Source organism: Bradyrhizobium sp. IAR9 (assembly GCF_013408065.1).
Lineage (GTDB): Bacteria > Pseudomonadota > Alphaproteobacteria > Rhizobiales > Xanthobacteraceae > Bradyrhizobium.
In genome coordinates this window covers 48823-67232 of sequence record NZ_JACBZW010000012.1, presented here as the reverse complement: position 1 = coordinate 67232, position 18410 = coordinate 48823, and the positions used below count along the sequence as shown (strand labels likewise).

The 18410-nt window shown below is 63.0% G+C and carries 18 protein-coding genes; 16 read left to right on the top strand and 2 right to left on the bottom strand.

The window, feature by feature from the left end; translation table 11 throughout:
- The first annotated feature begins 359 nt into the window (after positions 1-359).
- On the top strand, positions 360-1142 hold the full coding sequence (locus GGD67_RS27630) for a Crp/Fnr family transcriptional regulator (RefSeq protein ID WP_179737330.1): 783 nt from the start codon (positions 360-362) through the stop codon (positions 1140-1142).
- On the opposite strand, the gene GGD67_RS27625 is transcribed toward GGD67_RS27630, so the two are convergent.
- Positions 1085-2062 (bottom strand): hypothetical protein, encoded by a 978-nt coding sequence (locus GGD67_RS27625; protein WP_246784198.1) that lies wholly within the window; start codon positions 2060-2062, stop codon positions 1085-1087. The two genes, GGD67_RS27630 and GGD67_RS27625, sit on opposite strands and share 58 nt — an antisense overlap.
- A gap of 14 nt (positions 2063-2076) precedes the next feature.
- A complete protein-coding gene (locus GGD67_RS27620; protein ID WP_179737328.1) occupies positions 2077-2364 on the bottom strand; it encodes a hypothetical protein in 288 nt (95 codons plus the stop codon).
- 331 nt (positions 2365-2695) lie between these two features.
- On the opposite strand from GGD67_RS27620, the gene GGD67_RS27615 reads away from it, so the two are divergent.
- From GGD67_RS27615 to GGD67_RS27545, 15 genes are all read left to right on the top strand, one after another.
- Positions 2696-3796, top strand: a complete 1101-nt coding sequence (locus GGD67_RS27615) for an inositol-3-phosphate synthase (protein WP_179737326.1) — start codon at positions 2696-2698, stop codon at positions 3794-3796.
- On the top strand, positions 3796-4392 hold the full coding sequence (locus GGD67_RS27610) for a histidine phosphatase family protein (protein ID WP_179737324.1): 597 nt from the start codon (positions 3796-3798) through the stop codon (positions 4390-4392). The genes GGD67_RS27615 and GGD67_RS27610 overlap by 1 nt, the downstream gene beginning before the upstream one ends.
- Positions 4389-5492, top strand: coding sequence for a glycosyltransferase (locus GGD67_RS27605; protein ID WP_179737322.1), 1104 nt, complete (start codon positions 4389-4391; stop codon positions 5490-5492). Before GGD67_RS27610 ends, GGD67_RS27605 begins: the two co-directional genes overlap by 4 nt.
- A gap of 1 nt (position 5493) precedes the next feature.
- The gene (locus GGD67_RS27600; RefSeq protein WP_179737320.1) at positions 5494-6300 is read left to right on the top strand and encodes a sugar phosphate nucleotidyltransferase; all 807 of its coding nucleotides are present in this window, start codon (positions 5494-5496) and stop codon (positions 6298-6300) included.
- Positions 6297-7061, top strand: coding sequence for a TIGR04290 family methyltransferase (locus GGD67_RS27595; RefSeq protein ID WP_091963023.1), 765 nt, complete (start codon positions 6297-6299; stop codon positions 7059-7061). Before GGD67_RS27600 ends, GGD67_RS27595 begins: the two co-directional genes overlap by 4 nt.
- Entirely contained in the window at positions 7061-8014 is a 954-nt protein-coding gene (locus GGD67_RS27590) for a beta-xylosidase (protein ID WP_179737318.1), read from the top strand. The genes GGD67_RS27595 and GGD67_RS27590 overlap by 1 nt, the downstream gene beginning before the upstream one ends.
- Positions 8002-9207: a phosphopentomutase gene (locus GGD67_RS27585; protein ID WP_179737316.1), complete on the top strand. Its 1206-nt coding sequence runs from the start codon at positions 8002-8004 to the stop codon at positions 9205-9207. Before GGD67_RS27590 ends, GGD67_RS27585 begins: the two co-directional genes overlap by 13 nt.
- A 210-nt stretch (positions 9208-9417) precedes the next feature.
- Positions 9418-10530, top strand: a complete 1113-nt coding sequence (locus GGD67_RS27580) for an NAD-dependent epimerase/dehydratase family protein (protein ID WP_179737314.1) — start codon at positions 9418-9420, stop codon at positions 10528-10530.
- Positions 10530-11594 (top strand): NAD-dependent epimerase/dehydratase family protein, encoded by a 1065-nt coding sequence (locus tag GGD67_RS27575; protein ID WP_179737311.1) that lies wholly within the window; start codon positions 10530-10532, stop codon positions 11592-11594. Before GGD67_RS27580 ends, GGD67_RS27575 begins: the two co-directional genes overlap by 1 nt.
- Entirely contained in the window at positions 11591-12877 is a 1287-nt protein-coding gene (locus tag GGD67_RS27570) for a TIGR04295 family B12-binding domain-containing radical SAM protein (protein WP_179737309.1), read from the top strand. The genes GGD67_RS27575 and GGD67_RS27570 overlap by 4 nt, the downstream gene beginning before the upstream one ends.
- A complete protein-coding gene (locus GGD67_RS27565; protein WP_179737307.1) occupies positions 12874-13983 on the top strand; it encodes a glycosyltransferase family 4 protein in 1110 nt (369 codons plus the stop codon). Before GGD67_RS27570 ends, GGD67_RS27565 begins: the two co-directional genes overlap by 4 nt.
- Positions 13980-15110, top strand: a complete 1131-nt coding sequence (locus tag GGD67_RS27560) for a glycosyltransferase (RefSeq protein WP_179737305.1) — start codon at positions 13980-13982, stop codon at positions 15108-15110. Before GGD67_RS27565 ends, GGD67_RS27560 begins: the two co-directional genes overlap by 4 nt.
- Complete coding sequence (locus GGD67_RS27555; RefSeq protein ID WP_179737303.1) at positions 15107-16195, top strand: glycosyltransferase; 1089 nt, start codon at positions 15107-15109, stop codon at positions 16193-16195. Before GGD67_RS27560 ends, GGD67_RS27555 begins: the two co-directional genes overlap by 4 nt.
- On the top strand, positions 16192-17325 hold the full coding sequence (locus tag GGD67_RS27550; RefSeq protein ID WP_179737301.1) for a glycosyltransferase: 1134 nt from the start codon (positions 16192-16194) through the stop codon (positions 17323-17325). Before GGD67_RS27555 ends, GGD67_RS27550 begins: the two co-directional genes overlap by 4 nt.
- The gene (locus GGD67_RS27545; RefSeq protein ID WP_179737299.1) at positions 17322-18374 is read left to right on the top strand and encodes a UDP-glucuronic acid decarboxylase family protein; all 1053 of its coding nucleotides are present in this window, start codon (positions 17322-17324) and stop codon (positions 18372-18374) included. Before GGD67_RS27550 ends, GGD67_RS27545 begins: the two co-directional genes overlap by 4 nt.
- The last annotated feature ends 36 nt before the right edge of the window (positions 18375-18410 follow it).

Here is an 18410-nt window from a genome sequence, read left to right as displayed (position 1 = left end):
TCGAGGCCACGTGAGTCCGGGCACCAATCTCGCGACGGGAGATGCTTTCGCAACTTCCTCGAGCATGGCGCGCAAAATCGCCGTCGTATCGGTGTCTAACATCGAAGCCGCCTCCACTGAAAGACCCCCGACTAAGGCAACGGGGACGGGGGAGATTAAACATTGTTAAAGATCGAGCGACCCGTAGATAAATTTTCGCGTGGCTCGCAGCGGCCTCCTAGTGTGATCTCGTTTCAGTGGGAACATTGAAGATCGTCGAAGGTCGAATACGCATGAATCGATAGACCGTATCACAGGTTATTGCCTGCCCTTTTCCATTTGAGTCAGAGTTGGTGGAGGCGCGGGCGATCGGAAGACCAATGCAGACTGGATTTGCCTTTTCCAGGCTCGCCGATCACCTGGCGAGTCTCGGTGACGTGACCGCCCACGATCTCGATCTGCTGGCAGAGATGCCGAGCACAATCGCGCACCTCAATTCACATCAGGCGATCCTGCGCCACGGCGATGACAGCCATCAATGCTGCGTGCTGCTCCAGGGTTATCTGTCCTGGCAGGATGCCCAGCGAGCAAACGGGCAGATCACATCGATCTCTGTGCCCGGCGACATCGCTGACCTCCAGACACTCTACCGGCCCCGCATCAACGGCAACCTCATTGCGCTCGGCCCCGCCGTTGTCGCGCTCGTGCCACATCGCTTCTTCCGCGAACTATCAGCTCGCTCGTCTGCGTTGTCGCGTACCCTGCTGCTGATACTGCTTCGTGACCACGCCATACAGCGCAACTGGACGATCAATCTCGGCAGCCGGGATGCGTTGACACGAGTGGCCCACCTGCTCTGCGAGATCACCACGCGACTGCAAAATGTCGGGCTCGCCAAGGATTTGAGGTTGTCTTCGCCCTTCACCCAATCCGACCTCGCCGCGGCCTGCAGCATCTCTCCCGTCCACGCCAACCGTACCATCCAGGAATTACGGCAAGGCAACCTGTTGAAATGGCAGGGCAAGACTCTGGTGATCTCGGACTGGCCCGGGCTGGTTCGGCTGGCGGGCTTCGAGCCCGACTATCTCGGCATCCGGCCGTGCGATCAAAGCGCGCGGCCGGCCCAATTGGAATCGGCTAAAGCCGCCGTCGTGCCGGCCTGACGGTATTTATGCGACCCTTTGCTGCAGTTCGCACGCCCCCGCAATGCTTCGGCCACTTCAGAGATCACAGCGCCCCAGTCGCCGGCCGCCTTTTGACGAAACAACCGCAAGCTCGGATACCAAAGTGAACGGCACCCTGATGACGGCCACCGCCAGTCACAGTCGGCGTGCAGCAGCACCCAGGCCTCGCATCCGAGCGCGCCCGCGAGATGTGCGACCATGGTATCTACGCAAATGGCCAGATCGAGCTGGCACAGAAGATGGCCAAGGGTCGGGATGTCCGGCGTACTGATGTCGCATGCGCCGATCGGGATGAGATCTTCAGCTGGCGCATCCCTCTGAAGCGAGTGAAGCGCTACGCCAGGGACAGCGAGATGTCGCAGCATTGCGGGCGCAATCGCCCGTCGCTTGTCCCATTGGCCAACTTCCCAGACCAGGCCGACGGCCAGAACTTCGCCGTCGACTGAAACAGGCGTGCTCCTTGCCGGCAGGGTCAAATATGGCGCGGGCATCTCGACTTGCTCTCGTCCGACCTTGAGAGCGTGCGGTACCTCCATAATCTCTATATCCACCTCGAAATCTGTTTCGGGCGTCCCCTCATGGAGCGCAAGTGCGCGATCGACGCCTGTCGTGCGCTCCACCAGCGGCAACAGTCCGGCCTGACACCAGACCGTGACGCTGCGCGCCAAGTCGCGGAGAGGCTGCATGAAGCGCAGAAACTGGAGGGTGTCGCCGAGCCCGTGGTAGCAGCGCACCAGCACGTGCCTGTCCGTGAGCGGCTCTCCACGCCAGATCCGCTGGAGATGACGCGGGCCGGTGTGCTTTGGCGGATAGGCCAGCACTGCCAGATCGCGGTCGTTAATGGCCCAGGCGCGCGCGAAATCGCCCGCGCGCATCGCCTCCACCCAGTCGTTCGCCATCGCCGGCGATCCGGCTAGCGGCGGACGAATTTGTGGAAACGGCTCAGCTTGCCGTCGCTGGTCCGGTCCTGGTGCAGGAAGGCAATATCAGCCTGATCGAATTTCTCGAAGAATTCGCCCCAGCCGATACGGTCGGGTCCCTCATCCGGCGGATCGAAATCGATACGCAGGATGCCGGCATGCCCGTCCTCCTCGGTTGCCTTGACCGTCGCCGGCTGGCCACTGCGCTCATCCACCCATTTGCGGATCGCGGCGTGGTCGGTGGTCTGCTGGGCTTCGCTGCTCTGGCTTTTGGATGTCATGCGGCACCTCGCGTGTTGGTAGGTCCGGCAATGTCACGGCATAGCATCGAACCATCTGCCGTGAAACGCGGGTCGGCAAGATTTGTTCTTTACGGCGCGAGGCGGCTGATGCGAGACGACCTGCATCATCTTCTTCATCTTCATCCAAGATGATCTTCGTTCCTTTCATGCAGCCCCGGATTCTATCCCAGGTTAAGCCCGGTGCATTTTCTTGCCCGGAATCGATCCGCGCGCAGGCATAGCGGCTTGGAAGCAGGAACGAATATACCTTCCGGCACGTTCGCCGACCTACTTACGCTGACGCAGCGCGTTTTTCCGGAGGTTTTCGTCCATGCACTCCCGTCTTCAGGACAGGCGGCGCGTACGCGTCGGTATCGTCGGCGTCGGCAACTGCGCAAGCTCCTTCGTCCAGGGTCTCACCTACTATCGGAACGCCAAGTCGAACGAGCCTGTGCCCGGCCTGATGAACGTCGACCTCGGCGGGTACCACATCAACGATATCCAGATCGCATCGGCCTTCGACGTCAACGCCGGCAAGGTCGGGCGCGACGTCGCCGATGCCATCTTCGCCAAGCCAAACAACACGCATCGCTTCGCTGATGTCGATCAGACTGGCGTGGTTGTTCAACGTGGCCCGGTGATGGACGGCATCGGTCATTATCTCGAAGATGACGTTCCGGTCGCTGACGTGCCGGAGGCCGATGTTTCGGAAGTCCTGGCGATGTCGCGCACCGACGTTCTGGTGTCCTACCTGCCCGTCGGCTCACAACGCGCAAGCGAATGGTATGCGGCACGCGCGATCGAAGCCGGCTGCGGTTACGTCAATTGCATCCCTGTCTTCATCGCCTCAAATCCGGACTGGCGGCGGCGGTTCGACGATGCCGGCCTTCCGATCATCGGCGACGATATCAAGAGCCAGGTCGGCGCGACTATCGTGCACCGCGTGCTTACCAATCTGTTTCGCGACCGCGGCGTGCGGCTGGACCGCACATATCAGCTTAATATCGGCGGAAACACCGATTTCAAGAATATGCTGGAACGCGAGCGGCTGACTTCGAAGAAGATATCCAAGACCCAGGCGGTCACCAGCCAGTTCGACGTCCCGATGGATCCCGACAACATTCACGTCGGGCCGAGCGACCACGTACCCTGGCTGACCGATCGCAAGCTCGCCTTCATCCGGCTCGAAGGCACGACGTTCGGCGGCGTGCCGCTGAGCGCCGAGGTCAAGCTCGAAGTGTGGGACTCACCGAACTCGGCGGGCGTCGTGATCGACGCGGTCCGCTGCGCAAAACTCGCCATGGACCGCGGCCAGGGCGGCGCCCTGACCGGCCCTTCGAGCTATTTCATGAAATCGCCGCCGCAGCAGTTCACCGACGAAGAGGCTGGACGGCGGACGCGCGCCTTCATCGACGACAAGGCGTACAGCTAATGGTCGGGATCATCCATCTTGTCCGCCATGGTCACCACGCCCTGCTCGGCCACACGTTGTGCGGCCGGATGAACGGCGTCACACTTGATGACATCGGTTGCGAGGAAGTCGCGCGTTGTGCGACCAACGTCAGTCCGCAGCCTGCCTTGATCCAGTCGAGCCCGCAGCGGCGCTGCATGCAATCGGCCTCCATTCTTGCGGCGCACTTCGGATCGCCGATCGAGATCGTCCCCGCGCTCGACGAGCTCGACTATGGCGAATGGACCGGACGATCGTTCGAGGAACTCGGCAGGGATCCGCGATGGTCACGCTGGAACAGGCGGCGCGGCAGCACCCGCCCACCCGGAGGCGAGAGCATGCGGTCGCTCCAGAAGCGTGTCGTCGGCCATTTGGAGCAATTGCGCAACGACCATTCGACTGGCGCCGTCATCGCCGTCAGTCATGCCGAGCCGATCCGTGCGGCGCTGCTGCATTACGCACGCAGGCGTCTTGACGACTTCCTCTCGATCAAGATCGATCCATCCAGCATCAGCACTCTCAGCGCTGACAGAGGCGGGTTCAGGATTACCGGGATCAACCAACGGGTGCCGGCGTGAAGATCGTCATTTTTGGACTGACGATCTCGTCCTCCTGGGGCAACGGCCACGCCACACTCTGGCGCGGCCTCTGCAAACATCTGACGCGTCTCGGCCACACTGTTGTCTTTTACGAGCGCGACGTGCCCTATTATGCCGGCGCCCGGGACTACAATGAATTGCCGGGCGGCCAACTGCAGCTGTTCTCGAATTGGGAGGAGACCCGCTCCCTCGCCCGCAGCGACATAGGAGATGCCGATATCGCGATCGTGACGTCCTACTGTCCCGACGCAATTGCGGCGACCGACCTGATCATGTCCGAAGGGCGCGCCGTTCCCGTCTTCTATGATCTGGACACTCCGATCACGTTGGCCCGGCTCATGGCAGGAACGTCCGTTCCTTATATCGGGGCGCGAGGTCTACGTGATTTCCCGCTCGTCCTCAGCTTCACGGGCGGACCGCGCGTTATCCACGAATTCCGCGAGCGGCTCGGCGCCCGCGACATCCGCCCTCTATACGGCCACGTCGATAGCGATATTCATCGACCGGTGCCGCCTCAACCGCACTACCGCGCGGATCTGTCCTATCTCGGCACCTACTCCGAAGACCGCCAGCACGGGCTCGAAGCGCTATTCGTCGAACCGGCACGAGCGCGGCATGACCTGCGTTTCCTGATCGGCGGAGCCCAATATCCTGACGACTTTCCGTGGTCGCCAAACATCTACTTCGTGCGGCATCTGCCGCCATCGGAGCATGCGCCGTTCTTCGCGTCCTCGCGCCTGACCCTCAACGTCACGCGCAAAGCCATGGCTGAAATGGGCTGGTGCCCCTCCGGCCGTCTGTTCGAGGCCGCGGCCTGCGGTGTCCCGCTCCTGAGCGACGACTGGCCGGGCATCGAAGAGTTCTTCACGCCCGGCAGGGAGATCCTGATCGCTCGCGGCGCAAAGGACGCCTTGGCCGTGCTGGCGATGTCGAGCGCCGAGCTCCAAACCATCGCCAGATACGCCTATGAGCGGACGATGGATCAGCATACATCCGACATACGGGCGCGCGAGCTGGTGGCGCTGCTCGAGCAGGCGGTATCCAGCGGTGCGCGTTACCAGCAATCCGAGGAGGCCTGACATGTGGGGCATCGTTCCGGCCGCGGGCCGCGGCAGTCGTATCCAGCCGCTGGCTTTCTCCAAGGAGTTGCTGCCCGTCGGCAGCCGGTGCGACGATGGCACCGAGCGGCCCTGCGCGGTCTCCGAGTATCTGCTGGAGCGCCTGATCCTCGGCGGCGCGGACAAGATCTGCTTCGTGATCTCGCCGGGAAAATCCGACATTCTGGAATATTTCGGCGATCATTATGGCAGTGCCCAGCTCGCTTATGTCGTCCAGCCCGACGCATCCGGCCTATGTGACGCCGTCTTCAGGGCCGGTACCGTGGTCGGCCAAGAGGAGGACATCGTCGTCGGCCTGCCCGACACCGTGTGGTTTCCAAAAGCCGCCTTGCGGGCGCTGCCCGAGACCCACCTCTCCTTCCTGCTCTTCCCCGTCGAGCGTCCGGAATTCTTCGACGCCGTCGTGCTCGACGGCGATAGCGTGCGGGAGATCCAGGTCAAGCAATCGAACCCATCATCGCGATGGATCTGGGGCGCATTCAGGATGTCCGCCCACGGCTTCCGCGAACTGCACGAACTCTGGATCGACCGGGACCAGCGGGACGAATATTTCGGCACGTTGGTCAATGCTTATCTCCAGGCCGGCGGCAGTGGCATCGGGATCAAGGCAGGCGAGTCCTATGTCGATATCGGGACCGTCGGCGGCTATCGCACGGCAATGGCGCTCCTTGCGGAGAGCACAGGCGCCGACAGTCGATCGAGATTGCGGGCTGACGCCGCGGATGGAACTCGACCGATCGCTGCAATGGAGAATGGAGCGACTGCATGACGAGAGCGCTACTCACGCGCGAGGAAATTCGCAGGCGCATCGACGCGCTCGGGCCGTGGTTTCACAATCTCGACCTCAACGGTGTGCCGACCGCCCCCACCCACTTCCTGGGCGACTATCCCAACGTGAAATGGCGCCGCTTCGCGGGAATCATACCGGACCGGCTCGACGGCAAGAGCGTACTCGACATCGGCTGCAATGCCGGCTTCTACGCCATGGAGATGAAGCGGCGGGGCGCCGAGCGCGTGCTTGGCCTCGATACCGACGAGGAGTACCTCGCTCAGGCCCGCTTCGCCGCCGAGGTGAACGGCCTCAGGATCGAATTCCGCCAGATGTCGACCTACGACGTCGGACAGCTCCGCGAGAAGTTCGATCTCGTGATCTTCATGGGCGTGCTCTATCATCTGCGTCATCCGCTGCTGGCGCTGGATCTCATCCATGAGCACGTCGCCACGGATCTCCTGCTGTTCCAGTCGATGCAGCGCGGCACCAGCCATGTCGATACGATCGACAAGAATTACGATTTCTGGACCACCGACCAGTTCGATTCCGCCGGCTATCCCAAGCTGCACTTCATCGAGCACAAATATGCCGACGATCCCACCAATTGGTGGGTGCCGAACCGGGCCTGCGTTGAGGCCATGCTGCGCAGCGCCGGCTTCGCGATCACCGCACATCCTGAGGAGGAAGTCTACCTCTGCAGGCGAACCGATCGGCCTCAAATCGACGGTCCCGTCTATCCATCCCGGAGTACTAGCTGATGATCGAGGCCGCCAAGATCTGGAACGAGCCGAACAACAAATCACATTGGGATCTTCAGATCGATCCGGATTGGTCCATGTTCGCGGACCTTGCCATTGCGGCCGGCAAGGCGATCCGCAGTACTCGGCCCGCGCTGCCCATCGTGCTTGGCGGCATCTCGCCGATCGACCCCTCCTTCATGCGGAAAATGCAGAGCCGCGACGTTCTCGACCATTTCCACGCGGTCGCCGTACACGGCTTTCCGCTCGACTGGAACCTGTGGCGGATCGGCGAGTGGCCGGCCAAGATCGAGGAGATCAAGGCGGTCACCGCGCTTCCCGTCTGGGTCACCGAGGTCGGCGTCTCCTCGTTCGGCGCCGAAGAGGTGCAGGCCTGGGGCCTGTTGCGCACCGCCGAGCTCCTGATCGGCCGCGCGCCGCGCATTCACTGGTACAGCCTTTATGACCTTCCCTCCGCATGGGAAGCCACGACGCGGCACAAGGAAGCTGAGGGCTCGTCCTATTACAGGCATTTCCACATGGGCCTGCTGCGCGAGGATGGCACGCCGAAGGCGGCCGCCAACCTGTTCGGCGCCTATGCCCCGGCCATGGGGCTGTGCCAGTGGTTTCACTTTGAGGATCATCGCCTCGACAATGCCGTGCAATGGATGCGCCGTCTCGGCGTGACCCATCTCAGGACTGGCCTGTCATGGGCTGACAGTTTCCGTCCGAATGCGCTAGATTGGTTCGACCGCCAGATGGAGACGCTGGCGGAATTTCAGGTCACCGTCACGTTCTGCTTCACGCCTGAGCATCGAGGCATCGAGCCGCATCACACCAGCCCGCCGCTCGATGTCAATGAATTCGCCGATTTCTGCGCATCGATGGTCGATCGTTACTGCTCGAAGACCGGTCTTGCCGCCTCGCCAGCATCGGCCGATCCTCCCATCGGAGAGCCAACATGCGTGCCCTGATCCTGGTCATGGACTCCGTCGGCATCGGCGGTGCGCCGGATGCCGCACGCTATGGCGACGATGGCGCCAACACCGTCGGTCACATCGCGGACGCGTGCGCGGCTGGGCGGGCCGACAGCAACGCCCGCGAGGGTCCGCTCTATCTGCCGAATCTCGTCGCGCTGGGCCTTGGCCAAGCCTGCAGCCTCGCTAACGGTCGCGTGCCGCCGGGCCTGGACGGTCCGGTCGAGCACCGGCAATTTGGCTGCGCAAGCGAAATCTCGAAGGGCAAGGATACACCGTCGGGCCATTGGGAGATCTCCGGAGTGCCGGTCCCGTTCGAATGGGGCTATTTCCCCCGAACCAAGCCCTGCTTTCCCGCGGATCTGACGAACGCATTGTGCGATCAGGCCGCGCTACCCGGGATCCATGGAGATTGCCACGCGTCCGGTACAGAGATCATCGCAGAGTTCGGCGAGCGCCACATGCGAACGGGAATGCCGATCTGCTACACCTCAGCCGACAGCGTGTTCCAGATCGCAGCGCATGAGCAGACTTTCGGGCTCGAACGTCTGTACGAGATTTGCGCAATCGCAAGACGACTGATCAATCCCCTCAACATCGGCCGCGTCATTGCCCGCCCTTTCGTCGGCACAAGCGCGAGCGACTTCAAGCGGACGGCGCACCGGCGCGATTTTTCCGTGCTGCCCCCTGAAAACACCATCCTGGACCACGCCGCGAGCGCCGGCCGTGACATCGTGACCATCGGCAAGATCGACGACATCTTTGCTCATCGCGCGACAGGGCGAAACTTGCGCGGCGATGGCAACATGGCGCTCTTCGATGCCACACTGAGGGGACTGGCGAGCCTTGCGGATGGCGGATTGCTGTTCGCCAACTTCATCGACTTCGACACGCTCTACGGCCACCGCCGAGACGTTACCGGCTATGCCACGGCACTGGAAGCCTTCGACGATCGCCTGCCCGAACTATTGTCCCGATTGCGCAGCGATGATCTTCTCATCATCACCGCCGATCACGGCTGCGATCCCACCTGGAGCGGCACCGATCACACTCGCGAGCAGGTGCCAATCCTGGCCTGGACGACGCAATCTTCTTCTCCCGTCGGCCGCCGCGCCGGCTTTGCCGATATCGGCGCCACCGCGGCAAGGCATCTTGACCTGCCCCAGCCGCTTCACGGGGTGCATTTCTAGACGTCGTCAGCACACCGATTCACTTGGGTTATTGATCCAGGTTATAGAAATATTCGTTTGTACAATTCCGAGGAACGAACATTCCTCGCATTGCTTCTGAGTCCATACGTGACCGGCGCGCAGGTCATCCGACCAGTCAGCAAGGTGCGCTTCACCAGACATCATCGACCGATCCGAGCGGATCGGTCTTAAGGTTGCACGGAGCGGTGAATGACGCGGGTATTGATTACGGGGGGCGCGGGCTTCATCGGCTCTCATGCGACGGACATTCTGCTGGCGGCGGGCTACGAAGTCCGTCTGCTCGACAACCTTTCGCCGCAGGTTCACGGCAGCAACCGCCAGCGCCCGACCTATCTCGCCGACGATGCCGAACTCGTCGTTGGCGACGTCACCGACAGCCTTGCCGTGGACCACGCGCTGCGCGGCGCCGACATGGTGCTGCATCTCGCTTCCGCCGTTGGCGTCGGCCAGAGCATGTACGACATTGAGCCCTATGTGCGGACGAATGAGCTGGGCACCGCCGTACTGCTCCAAGCCTTGTCGAAGCGCCCCGTCGAACGGTTGGTCGTCGCCTCGTCCATGAGCATCTATGGCGAAGGCCTCTATCGCAGGCCCGATCAAAGCGTCGTTGCCTGCGACGAACGATCAATCGAACAGCTCCGCCGAGGGGAATGGGGGTTGCGCGACACGGCCGGGCATCCGCTCGAGCCGGTGCCTACGCCGGAGACCAAGTTGCCTTCACTCAGCTCGATCTATGCGCTGAACAAGTATGCACAGGAACGCATGTGCCTGATCACCGGCAAGGCTTACGGTATTCCGACCGTCGCGCTGCGCTTCTTCAATGTTTTCGGCCCCCGTCAGGCCCTGTCGAATCCTTATACCGGCGTGCTTGCCATCTTCGCCGCGCGGCTCCTCAACGGGCGCCCCCCGCTCGTGTTCGAGGATGGCGAGCAACGTCGCGATTTCGTTCACGTGCATGATGTCGCCCGTGCCTGCCGCATCGCGCTGGAAGCCGAACATGCGCTTGATGTCTTCAACGTCGGCTCGGGCCAAAGCCGCACCATCCTGTCGGTGGCCGAGGACCTCGCCGAGGTCATGGGACACAGCGATATCGCGCCCGAGATCACGCTCAAATACCGCGCCGGCGACATCAGGCACTGCTTCGCAGACATCGGCAAATCGCGCGACCTTCTCGGCTTCGAGCCGCATGTGTCCTTCAAGGACGGCCTGGAGGAACTCGCGGATTATCTCGCAGACCAGGTTGCCGACGACCAGGCCGAGCGGGCTACGCAGGAGCTGCTACAACGAGGGTTGGTTGCGTGATGAATGAGCAAGATAGCAGGCCCGTGCTAATCACCGGAGGTTGCGGCTTCATCGGCTGTAATCTTGCCGACCGGCTGGCGAAGCGCGGCGAGCGTGTATTGGTGCTGGACAATCTAGCTCGCGCGGGCGTGCGCGAGAACGCGCAATGGCTGAAATCAAGGCACGGCGACCTCATCACCATCGCAGTGGCCGACGTCCGCGAGCTGATCCCGGTGATCGACGCCGTACGCGATGCCCGCGCCGTGCTGCATTTGGCAGCTCAGGTCGCCGTCACGGACAGCGTGAGCGATCCCGCTGCCGATTTCGAGATCAACGCACGCGGCACCCTGAACGTGCTCGAAGCGGTTCGGCTTCACAACAGCACCGCGCCGATCGTATTCGCGTCCACCAACAAGGTCTATGGCCGCCTGATCGAGGACAGTGAGATCGCCCTCACCGGCCGTCGTTATACGCCCACTAGCGCCCTGCTGGCGGACGGCATCTCCGAGAACGCGCCCCTCGACTTCTACAGCCCCTATGGCTGCTCCAAGGGAACCGCCGATCAGTACGTCCATGACTATGCGCGAGTCTACGGGCTCCAGACCGTGGTGATGCGCATGAGCTGCATCTACGGCCCCCGCCAGTTCGGCACTGAGGATCAGGGCTGGATCGCGCACTTCCTGCTGAGCGCGATCCGCGGCAAGCCGTTGACGATCTATGGTGATGGCTATCAGGTTCGCGACGCCTTGCACGTGTCGGATGCCGCCGCGGCCTGGCTCGCGGTGCTCGATCGCATCGCGCTAGCGCGGGGACGCGTATTCAATCTCGGCGGCGGGCCCGCCAACGCGGTCAGCCTTCGCGAGCTCATCGACCATATCACGGAACTGGCCGGTCGTGAAATCGCTTACAGCTTTGCCGATTGGCGTCCGGGCGATCAGCCCTGGTACGTCACCGACAACCGTGCTTTGTCGACCGCACTCGGTTGGGCACCGCGGGTTTCGCTGACGGAGGGCCTCCGCTCGCTCCACGCCTGGCTCGACAGTCGTTTTGGAGCAGCTCGGGGTAACCGCGAGGCCCTGGCATGAGGCGCGTCGCCCTGATCAATCCGAATTGGGATTTCGGCGGCAGCATCTATTTCGGGTGCCGGTCCTCCCACCTTCCGCTCGAGCTCGGCATCTCCGAGGATTATCTGAGAGCGGCCGGGCACCGGACGCTGTTGCTCGATGCGCACATGTTCGATCTGTCGTTGCGGGACATCGAGGCCGAACTGCGTGCATTCGAGCCCGACATGATCGTCATCACGACGGCGCCGACCTATCTGTTCTGGCGTTGCGCGCCACCGGAGCTGCGCGTTCCGCAGGAGCTCGCATCGGCGGCGCGGGATCTCGCGCCAGTCCTGGCCGCAGTAGGTCCGCACGGCTCAACGACCCCACGGGCGGCGCTCAGGAAGCTCGGCGTCGACCTGGTCGTAATGGGCGAATGCGAAGGATCCTTGTTGAGGCTCGCAAACGGCGAGCGAGACTTTCCCGGTCTGTGCTTTGCCGACGGTGGCTCAATCCGCGTCAATGGCGGTCCTCAAGCTGTCGAGTTCAGGGATCAGCCGGCGCTCGCTTGGCCGGACGAGATGATCCGGCGTCATCATCACCACCATCACCGTTTCGACGCCGAGCCGGTCGGCCCCGGCGCGGAGGTCGAGGCTTCGCGGGGATGCCCCTACAACTGTACGTTCTGCGCCAAGGAGAATTTCCGCAACGCCTACCGCAAGCGCCCTCCCGCGATCATCCTTGATGAGATCGACAGCCTGCGCGGCCAAGGCGTCGAATATATCTACTTCATCGACGAGATATTCCTTCCGAATGCAGAACTGCTGGAAGGGCTGAGCACGCGCGGCATCAAATTCGGCGTGCAGACGCGGATCGATCTCTGGAAGCCAGACATGCTCGCGCTGCTCGGCCGCGCCGGCTGCGTTTCGATCGAGGCTGGAATCGAGAGCCTCACGGTCGAGGGACGGGCGGCGCTCGCCAAGAACTGCAAGATGACCACCGATCAGCTTGCTGACCGGCTGGTCGAGGCCCGGCGCCACGTCCCCTTCGTACAGGCCAATCTGATCGAGGTGCCCGAGGACGAGGATCCCGTGGTGCAGCGCTGGCGCCGCAAGATGCAGGATGCCGGCATTTGGGCCAACGACCCAGTCCCGCTCTACCCTTATCCCGGCTCGCCGGATTACCGAAAGCTGTGGGGCGAAGCCGACGATTTCGCCTGGGAGCGCGCGCACCGGCATTATCTCGGAATGTACGACCAGTTCAGCGACGTGCAGAACGATCGGCCGATGCCCCTCGATGCCCTCGAACATCCGGTGGCGCCATGAGCCGAGATGCGGACATCAAAATCCTGATGACGACCGACACCGTCGGGGGCGTATGGACCTATTCCTGCGCCCTCGCCGCGAGCCTTGCCGCCTCGGGCGCCGAAGTTACCTTGGCAACCATGGGCCCGCCCGCGCGCGCCGACCAGCGCGAGATGCTGCGCGACTCTCGAGTCCGCCTCGTCGAAACCGACCTCGCTTTGGAGTGGCAAGATCCGGAAGGACGCGACTTTCCCAAGGCCGAACGTGTCCTCGCCGGCCTCGAAGCGAGGCTCAGGCCCGACGTCGCCCACCTCAACAGTTTTCGGGAGGCAACCCTGCCGTGGCATGCGCCGACCGTTCTCGTCGCGCATTCCTGCGTCAACTCATGGGCGCTGGCCTGCCAGGATTCGGCATGGCTCGGGGAGCCCCGATGGGCGCGTTACACGGACCGGGTGGCCGCTGCGCTCAACAATACGCAGGCATGGGTTTGCCCGAGCCAGTCCTTTCACGATGACATCGTTGAGATCTATCACCCGCGCTCTCCCGGCGCCGTGATCTGGAATGGGATTGCGGCTGGCGCCGCGCCAAGCCGAAAGCGGGAGCTGATCTTCGCGGCCGGCCGCCTGTGGGATCGTGCCAAGAATATCGAAGTCTTGGCTGAGGCTGCGCCAGGACTGGATTGGCCGGTCGAGGTCGCGGGCCCGGCCGAGATGGATCCCCTCGGCATCGCCTGGCTTGGTCCATTGCCGCACAGCGCCCTGCGCGAACATCTCCGACACGCAGCAATCTTCGTCAGCCCAGCGCTGTACGAGCCGTTCGGCCTCTCCGTTCTGGAGGCGGCCGCCGCCGGCTGCGCGCTCGTGCTGTCGGATATTCCAACGTTCCGGGAATTGTGGAGCGGAGCAGCGCTGTTCTTCGATGCCGGCGACAGTCAGGCCTTGCACCGAATCCTCGTCAAACTCTGCGCCGATGATCTCGAAAGGACGCGCCTGCAACGCGCGGCGTATGAACATTCCCTGACCTATTCCCTGGCGCGCACGACCAGCGCCTATCTCAAGCTCTACGAGGGGCTGCACGCCTCTGATCGCAGGTCAACGCAAGCCGGTCAGATCGAGGTGCGCGCATGAAATGCGTTCTGTTCTACCACGCATTCACCTCCTGCTGGAACAACGGCAACGCCCATTTCCTGCGCGGCTATGCCCGCGAGCTGCATGCACTCGGCCACGAGGTCGTGGTGTTCGAGCCGGTCGATGGCTGGAGCCGGTTGAATGCCATCCGCGAAAGCGGCAGTCAGGCCCTGCAAGACATCGGCCGGCTCTTCCCCGGCATCTCCATTCGTCGCTACGATGCTTCACTCGATTTCGATGAGGCTCTGGATGGTGCCGATCTCGTCGTCGTGCACGAATGGAATTCGCCCGACGTGATCGGGCAGATCGGATATAGCCGCGCGCACGGCGCCCCCTTCACGCTGCTGTTCCACGACACCCATCATCGGGCGGTCACCGCGCCGGACGAGCTCGCGCACTTCGACCTCGACGCGTTCGACGGCGTGCTCGCCTTCGGCGAGGTGCTTCGTCAGATCTACATGAATCTCGGCTGGGCAGACCGTGCTTATACCTGGCACGAGGCAGCCGACACGACCATGTATCACCCCTTGCCGCATATCGAGCGCACCGACGATCTGGTCTGGATCGGCAATTGGGGCGACGGCGAACGCAGCGCCGAACTCAACGAGTTTCTGGTCGAGCCCGTTGCTGAACTGAAGTTGAGCGCGAGCGTCTACGGCGTTCGCTACTCTGATGCCGCTCTCCAGACCATCCAGGCCGCGGGCATCCGCTATGGAGGCTGGCTGCCGGCGCACTGGGCGCCGGTCGCCTTCGCGGGAGCGCGCGCGACCGTTCACGTTCCTCGCGGGCCCTATGTGCGCTCGCTTCCGGGCATCCCCACCATTCGGGTGTTCGAGGCGCTCGCCTGCGGCATTCCCCTGGTCTCGGCCCCCTGGTCCGACGTGGAAGGCCTGTTTCCTGACGGCGCCTATCTCCAGGCCGCCAGTGGCGAAGAGATGAAGCGCGCGCTCCGTTCCGTGCTCGATGATCGGGAAATGTCCGCCGCCATGCTGGTCGCGGGGCTGCGGACGATCCGCGAGCGCCATACTTGCCGTCATCGCGCGCAACAGCTCGTGGGCATTGTGGAGGCCATTCGCGCCTCTGACGATTCGTCCCGGCCTCTGCGATACAGTGGAGCCTCCGCATGAAGATCTGCTTCTTCGGATCCAGCCTCGTCTCGTCCTACTGGAACGGTGCCGCCACCTATTATCGCGGCATGCTCAAGCAGATTGCGGCGCTCGGACACGACATCACCTTCTTCGAGCCCGACGCGTTCGAGCGGCAGGCCCATCGCGACATCGCCGATCCCGATTGGGCTAGGGTCGTCGTCTACCCCGCAACGTCCGATGGCTGGCGCGGCTCTCTCGATGCGGCGGCGCGATCGGCCGACATGCTGATCAAGGCCAGCGGCGTCGGCGTCTTCGATGAGGAGCTGGAGATCGCGGTTGCGGCCCTGCCCGCCCGGACCCTACGGATCTACTGGGATGTCGATGCCCCCGCCACTCTCGAAGCGATGGCGAACGATCCGAGCCATCATCTGCGCGGTGCGATTCCCTCCTACGACATGGTGCTGACCTACGGCGGCGGCGACGGCGTCGTGTCGGCTTACCGCGCCATGGGCGTGCGGGACTGCGTACCTATCTACAACGCGCTTGATCCTGAGACGCATTTTCCGTTCCCGCCAAGACCGAACTTCGCCTGCGATCTCAGCCTGCTGGCAAACCGCCTGCCTGATCGCGAACAGCGGGTCGAACACTTCTTTCTCGACGTCGCACTCGCGCTGCCGGACAAGTCGTTCCTGCTCGGCGGCTCCGGCTGGGAGACCAAGGACACGGCAAGCAATCTCCGCAAGATCGGTCATGTCGGCACCGGCGAGCACAACGCTTTCTTCGGCTCCGGACTTGCCACCCTCAACGTCAATCGCGACAGCATGGCGCGCTACGGCTTCTCGCCGCCGACGCGGGTGTTCGAGGCGATCGGGGCCGGCGCCTGCCTGATCACCGATCAATGGCCGGGTATCGACCATTTTCTCGAGCCGGATCGCGAGGTGCTGGTGGCTGCGAGTGGAGCTGAGGTGGCGGGCCATCTCAGCGCGCTCTGCGCCGATCGCGCCGCCGCGATCGCCAACCGTGCCCGCGCACGCGTCCTGAGCCAACACACCTATTGGCATCGCGCCCGCCAGTTCAACCAACTCTTTGTCGGAAGCAGCTCGCGCATCGAGGCAGCAGAATGAACCTCAGTATCGTCGTCGTCGGTCTTTCGGTCACATCGTCGTGGGGCAATGGTCACGCCACGACCTATCGCGCCCTGATCGAGGGCCTGGCGCGACGTGGTCACCATGTCACCTTCCTCGAGCGCGACGTCCCCTGGTATCGCGAGCATCGCGATCTGACCAAGCCGTCGTCGTGGACGGTCGAGCTTTACCAGTCGCTGAAGGACGTGCCTCGCCGCTTCGGTAAGCTGATCCGGGGCGCCGACCTCGTCATCATCGGTTCTTATGTGCCCGACGGCATTGCCGTTTCCGAGTGGATCACGAGTCAGGCGCGGGGAATCACCGCGTTCTATGACATCGACACGCCCGTAACGCTCGCGAGGCTCGACGAAGGCCTGAACTACCTGTCAGCCGCAATGATCCCACGCTTCGACCTCTATCTGTCATTCGCCGGCGGGCCCGTGCCCAACATGATCGAGGAGCGGTATGGAAGCCCGATGGCCCGGGTTCTCTATTGCAGCGCCGACACTGTGGCTTACGCTCCGCAACAGGCGGAGGTTAGATGGGCCCTCGGCTATCTCGGGACCTATAGTGAGGACCGGCAGTCCATCCTCGAACAGCTGCTCCTGTCCCCGGCGCGCACGCTGTCGTCAGAGCAGTTCGCGGTCGCAGGGGCGCAATATCCCGCTGATATCGTCTGGCCCGATAATGTCGTGCGGATCGAGCACCTCGCGCCAAAACAGCACCCGGGGTTCTATGCGGAACAGCGATTCACCCTCAACGCGACCCGCGCCGACATGCGTGCGCTGGGTTTTTCGCCGAGCGTTCGCCTGTTCGAAGCCGCTGCCTGCGGCACGCCCGTGATCTCTGACCATTGGCCGGGTATCGAAACAATCTTCGCACCGTCGCGGGAAATCCTGCTGGCCTCAAGCCCGCGCGACGTCATCGAGATCCTGCGCGACATGCCCGAGGAGCGTCGGCGCACTATTGCGGAATGCGCTCGCCGACGCGTTCTGACCGGTCACACCGCCGATCACCGGGCCTGCCAGCTGGAGGATTACTACGCCGAAGCAGCCGCGCACCGCCGCCGCAAATCCTCGCGGCCTGCCGCCAGCCGTCCCTTTCAAGTCGCCGAAGAGAGCCTGCAATGAAACTCCAGACCCGCATTCCTACGCTCCGCCGCTCGCCGACCGCGCTCATTGCTGGCGGTGCCGGCTTCATCGGCTCTCATCTCTGCGATTCTCTTTTGCAACATGGCAACGCCGTGATCTGCCTTGACAATCTCTTCACGGGGAGCATCGACAACATCAGGCCACTGCTGAACCATCCGAACTTCCGGTTCATCGAGCATGACGTGCAGGAGGAGATCGAGATCGACGGGGAAATTGACCGCATTTACAGCCTCGCCTGCCCAGCTTCGCCCCGGCATTATCAGAAGGATCCGGTCGGCACGATGAAGACATGCGTGCTCGGTACCATCAACCTGCTCGAGCTCGCGCACCGGAAGGGTGCCCGCGTCCTGCAAGCTTCCACGAGCGAAGTCTACGGTGATCCGGAGGTGCACCCACAGCCGGAATCCTATCTCGGTAACGTCAACCCAATCGGGCCACGAGCCTGCTACGACGAGGGCAAGCGCGCCGCCGAAACACTGATGTTCGACTATAACCGCACGCGGGAGACCGAGATCAAGGTGGCGCGCATCTTCAACACCTACGGCCCACGCATGCTGGAGAACGATGGCCGTGTCGTCTCCAACTTCATCGTGCAGGCCCTGCGCGGGGAGCCGATTACGATCTATGGTGGCGGTACGCAGACCAGAAGCTTCTGCTTCGTCGATGATCTCGTGCGAGGCCTCCAGTTGCTGATGGAAAGCTCCTCATCGGTGACCGGTCCCTGCAACCTCGGCAATCCGCACGAGGTGACGATCGAAGCTATAGCCCGAGAGGTTCTGACGTATACGGACTCGGCCTCGCCGCTCCGCTTCGAGGCGCTGCCAAAAGACGATCCAAAGCGCCGCAAGCCCGTCATTGACACCGCTATGCGGCTGTTGGGATGGCGCCCGCGGGTGGCACTGAAGGATGGTCTTCAAGCCACGATCGCCTATTTCGCAATGCGCATCGCGGGCGAGCCACCGGCGCTCGTGCCAGCTCTCGCGCAGCGAAAGAGAGGTCCGGCGCGCAGCCTGCTCAGTCCCGAATAGCCAGCTGAGAGCCAGAAGCGCTCATTCCGGCTCTGG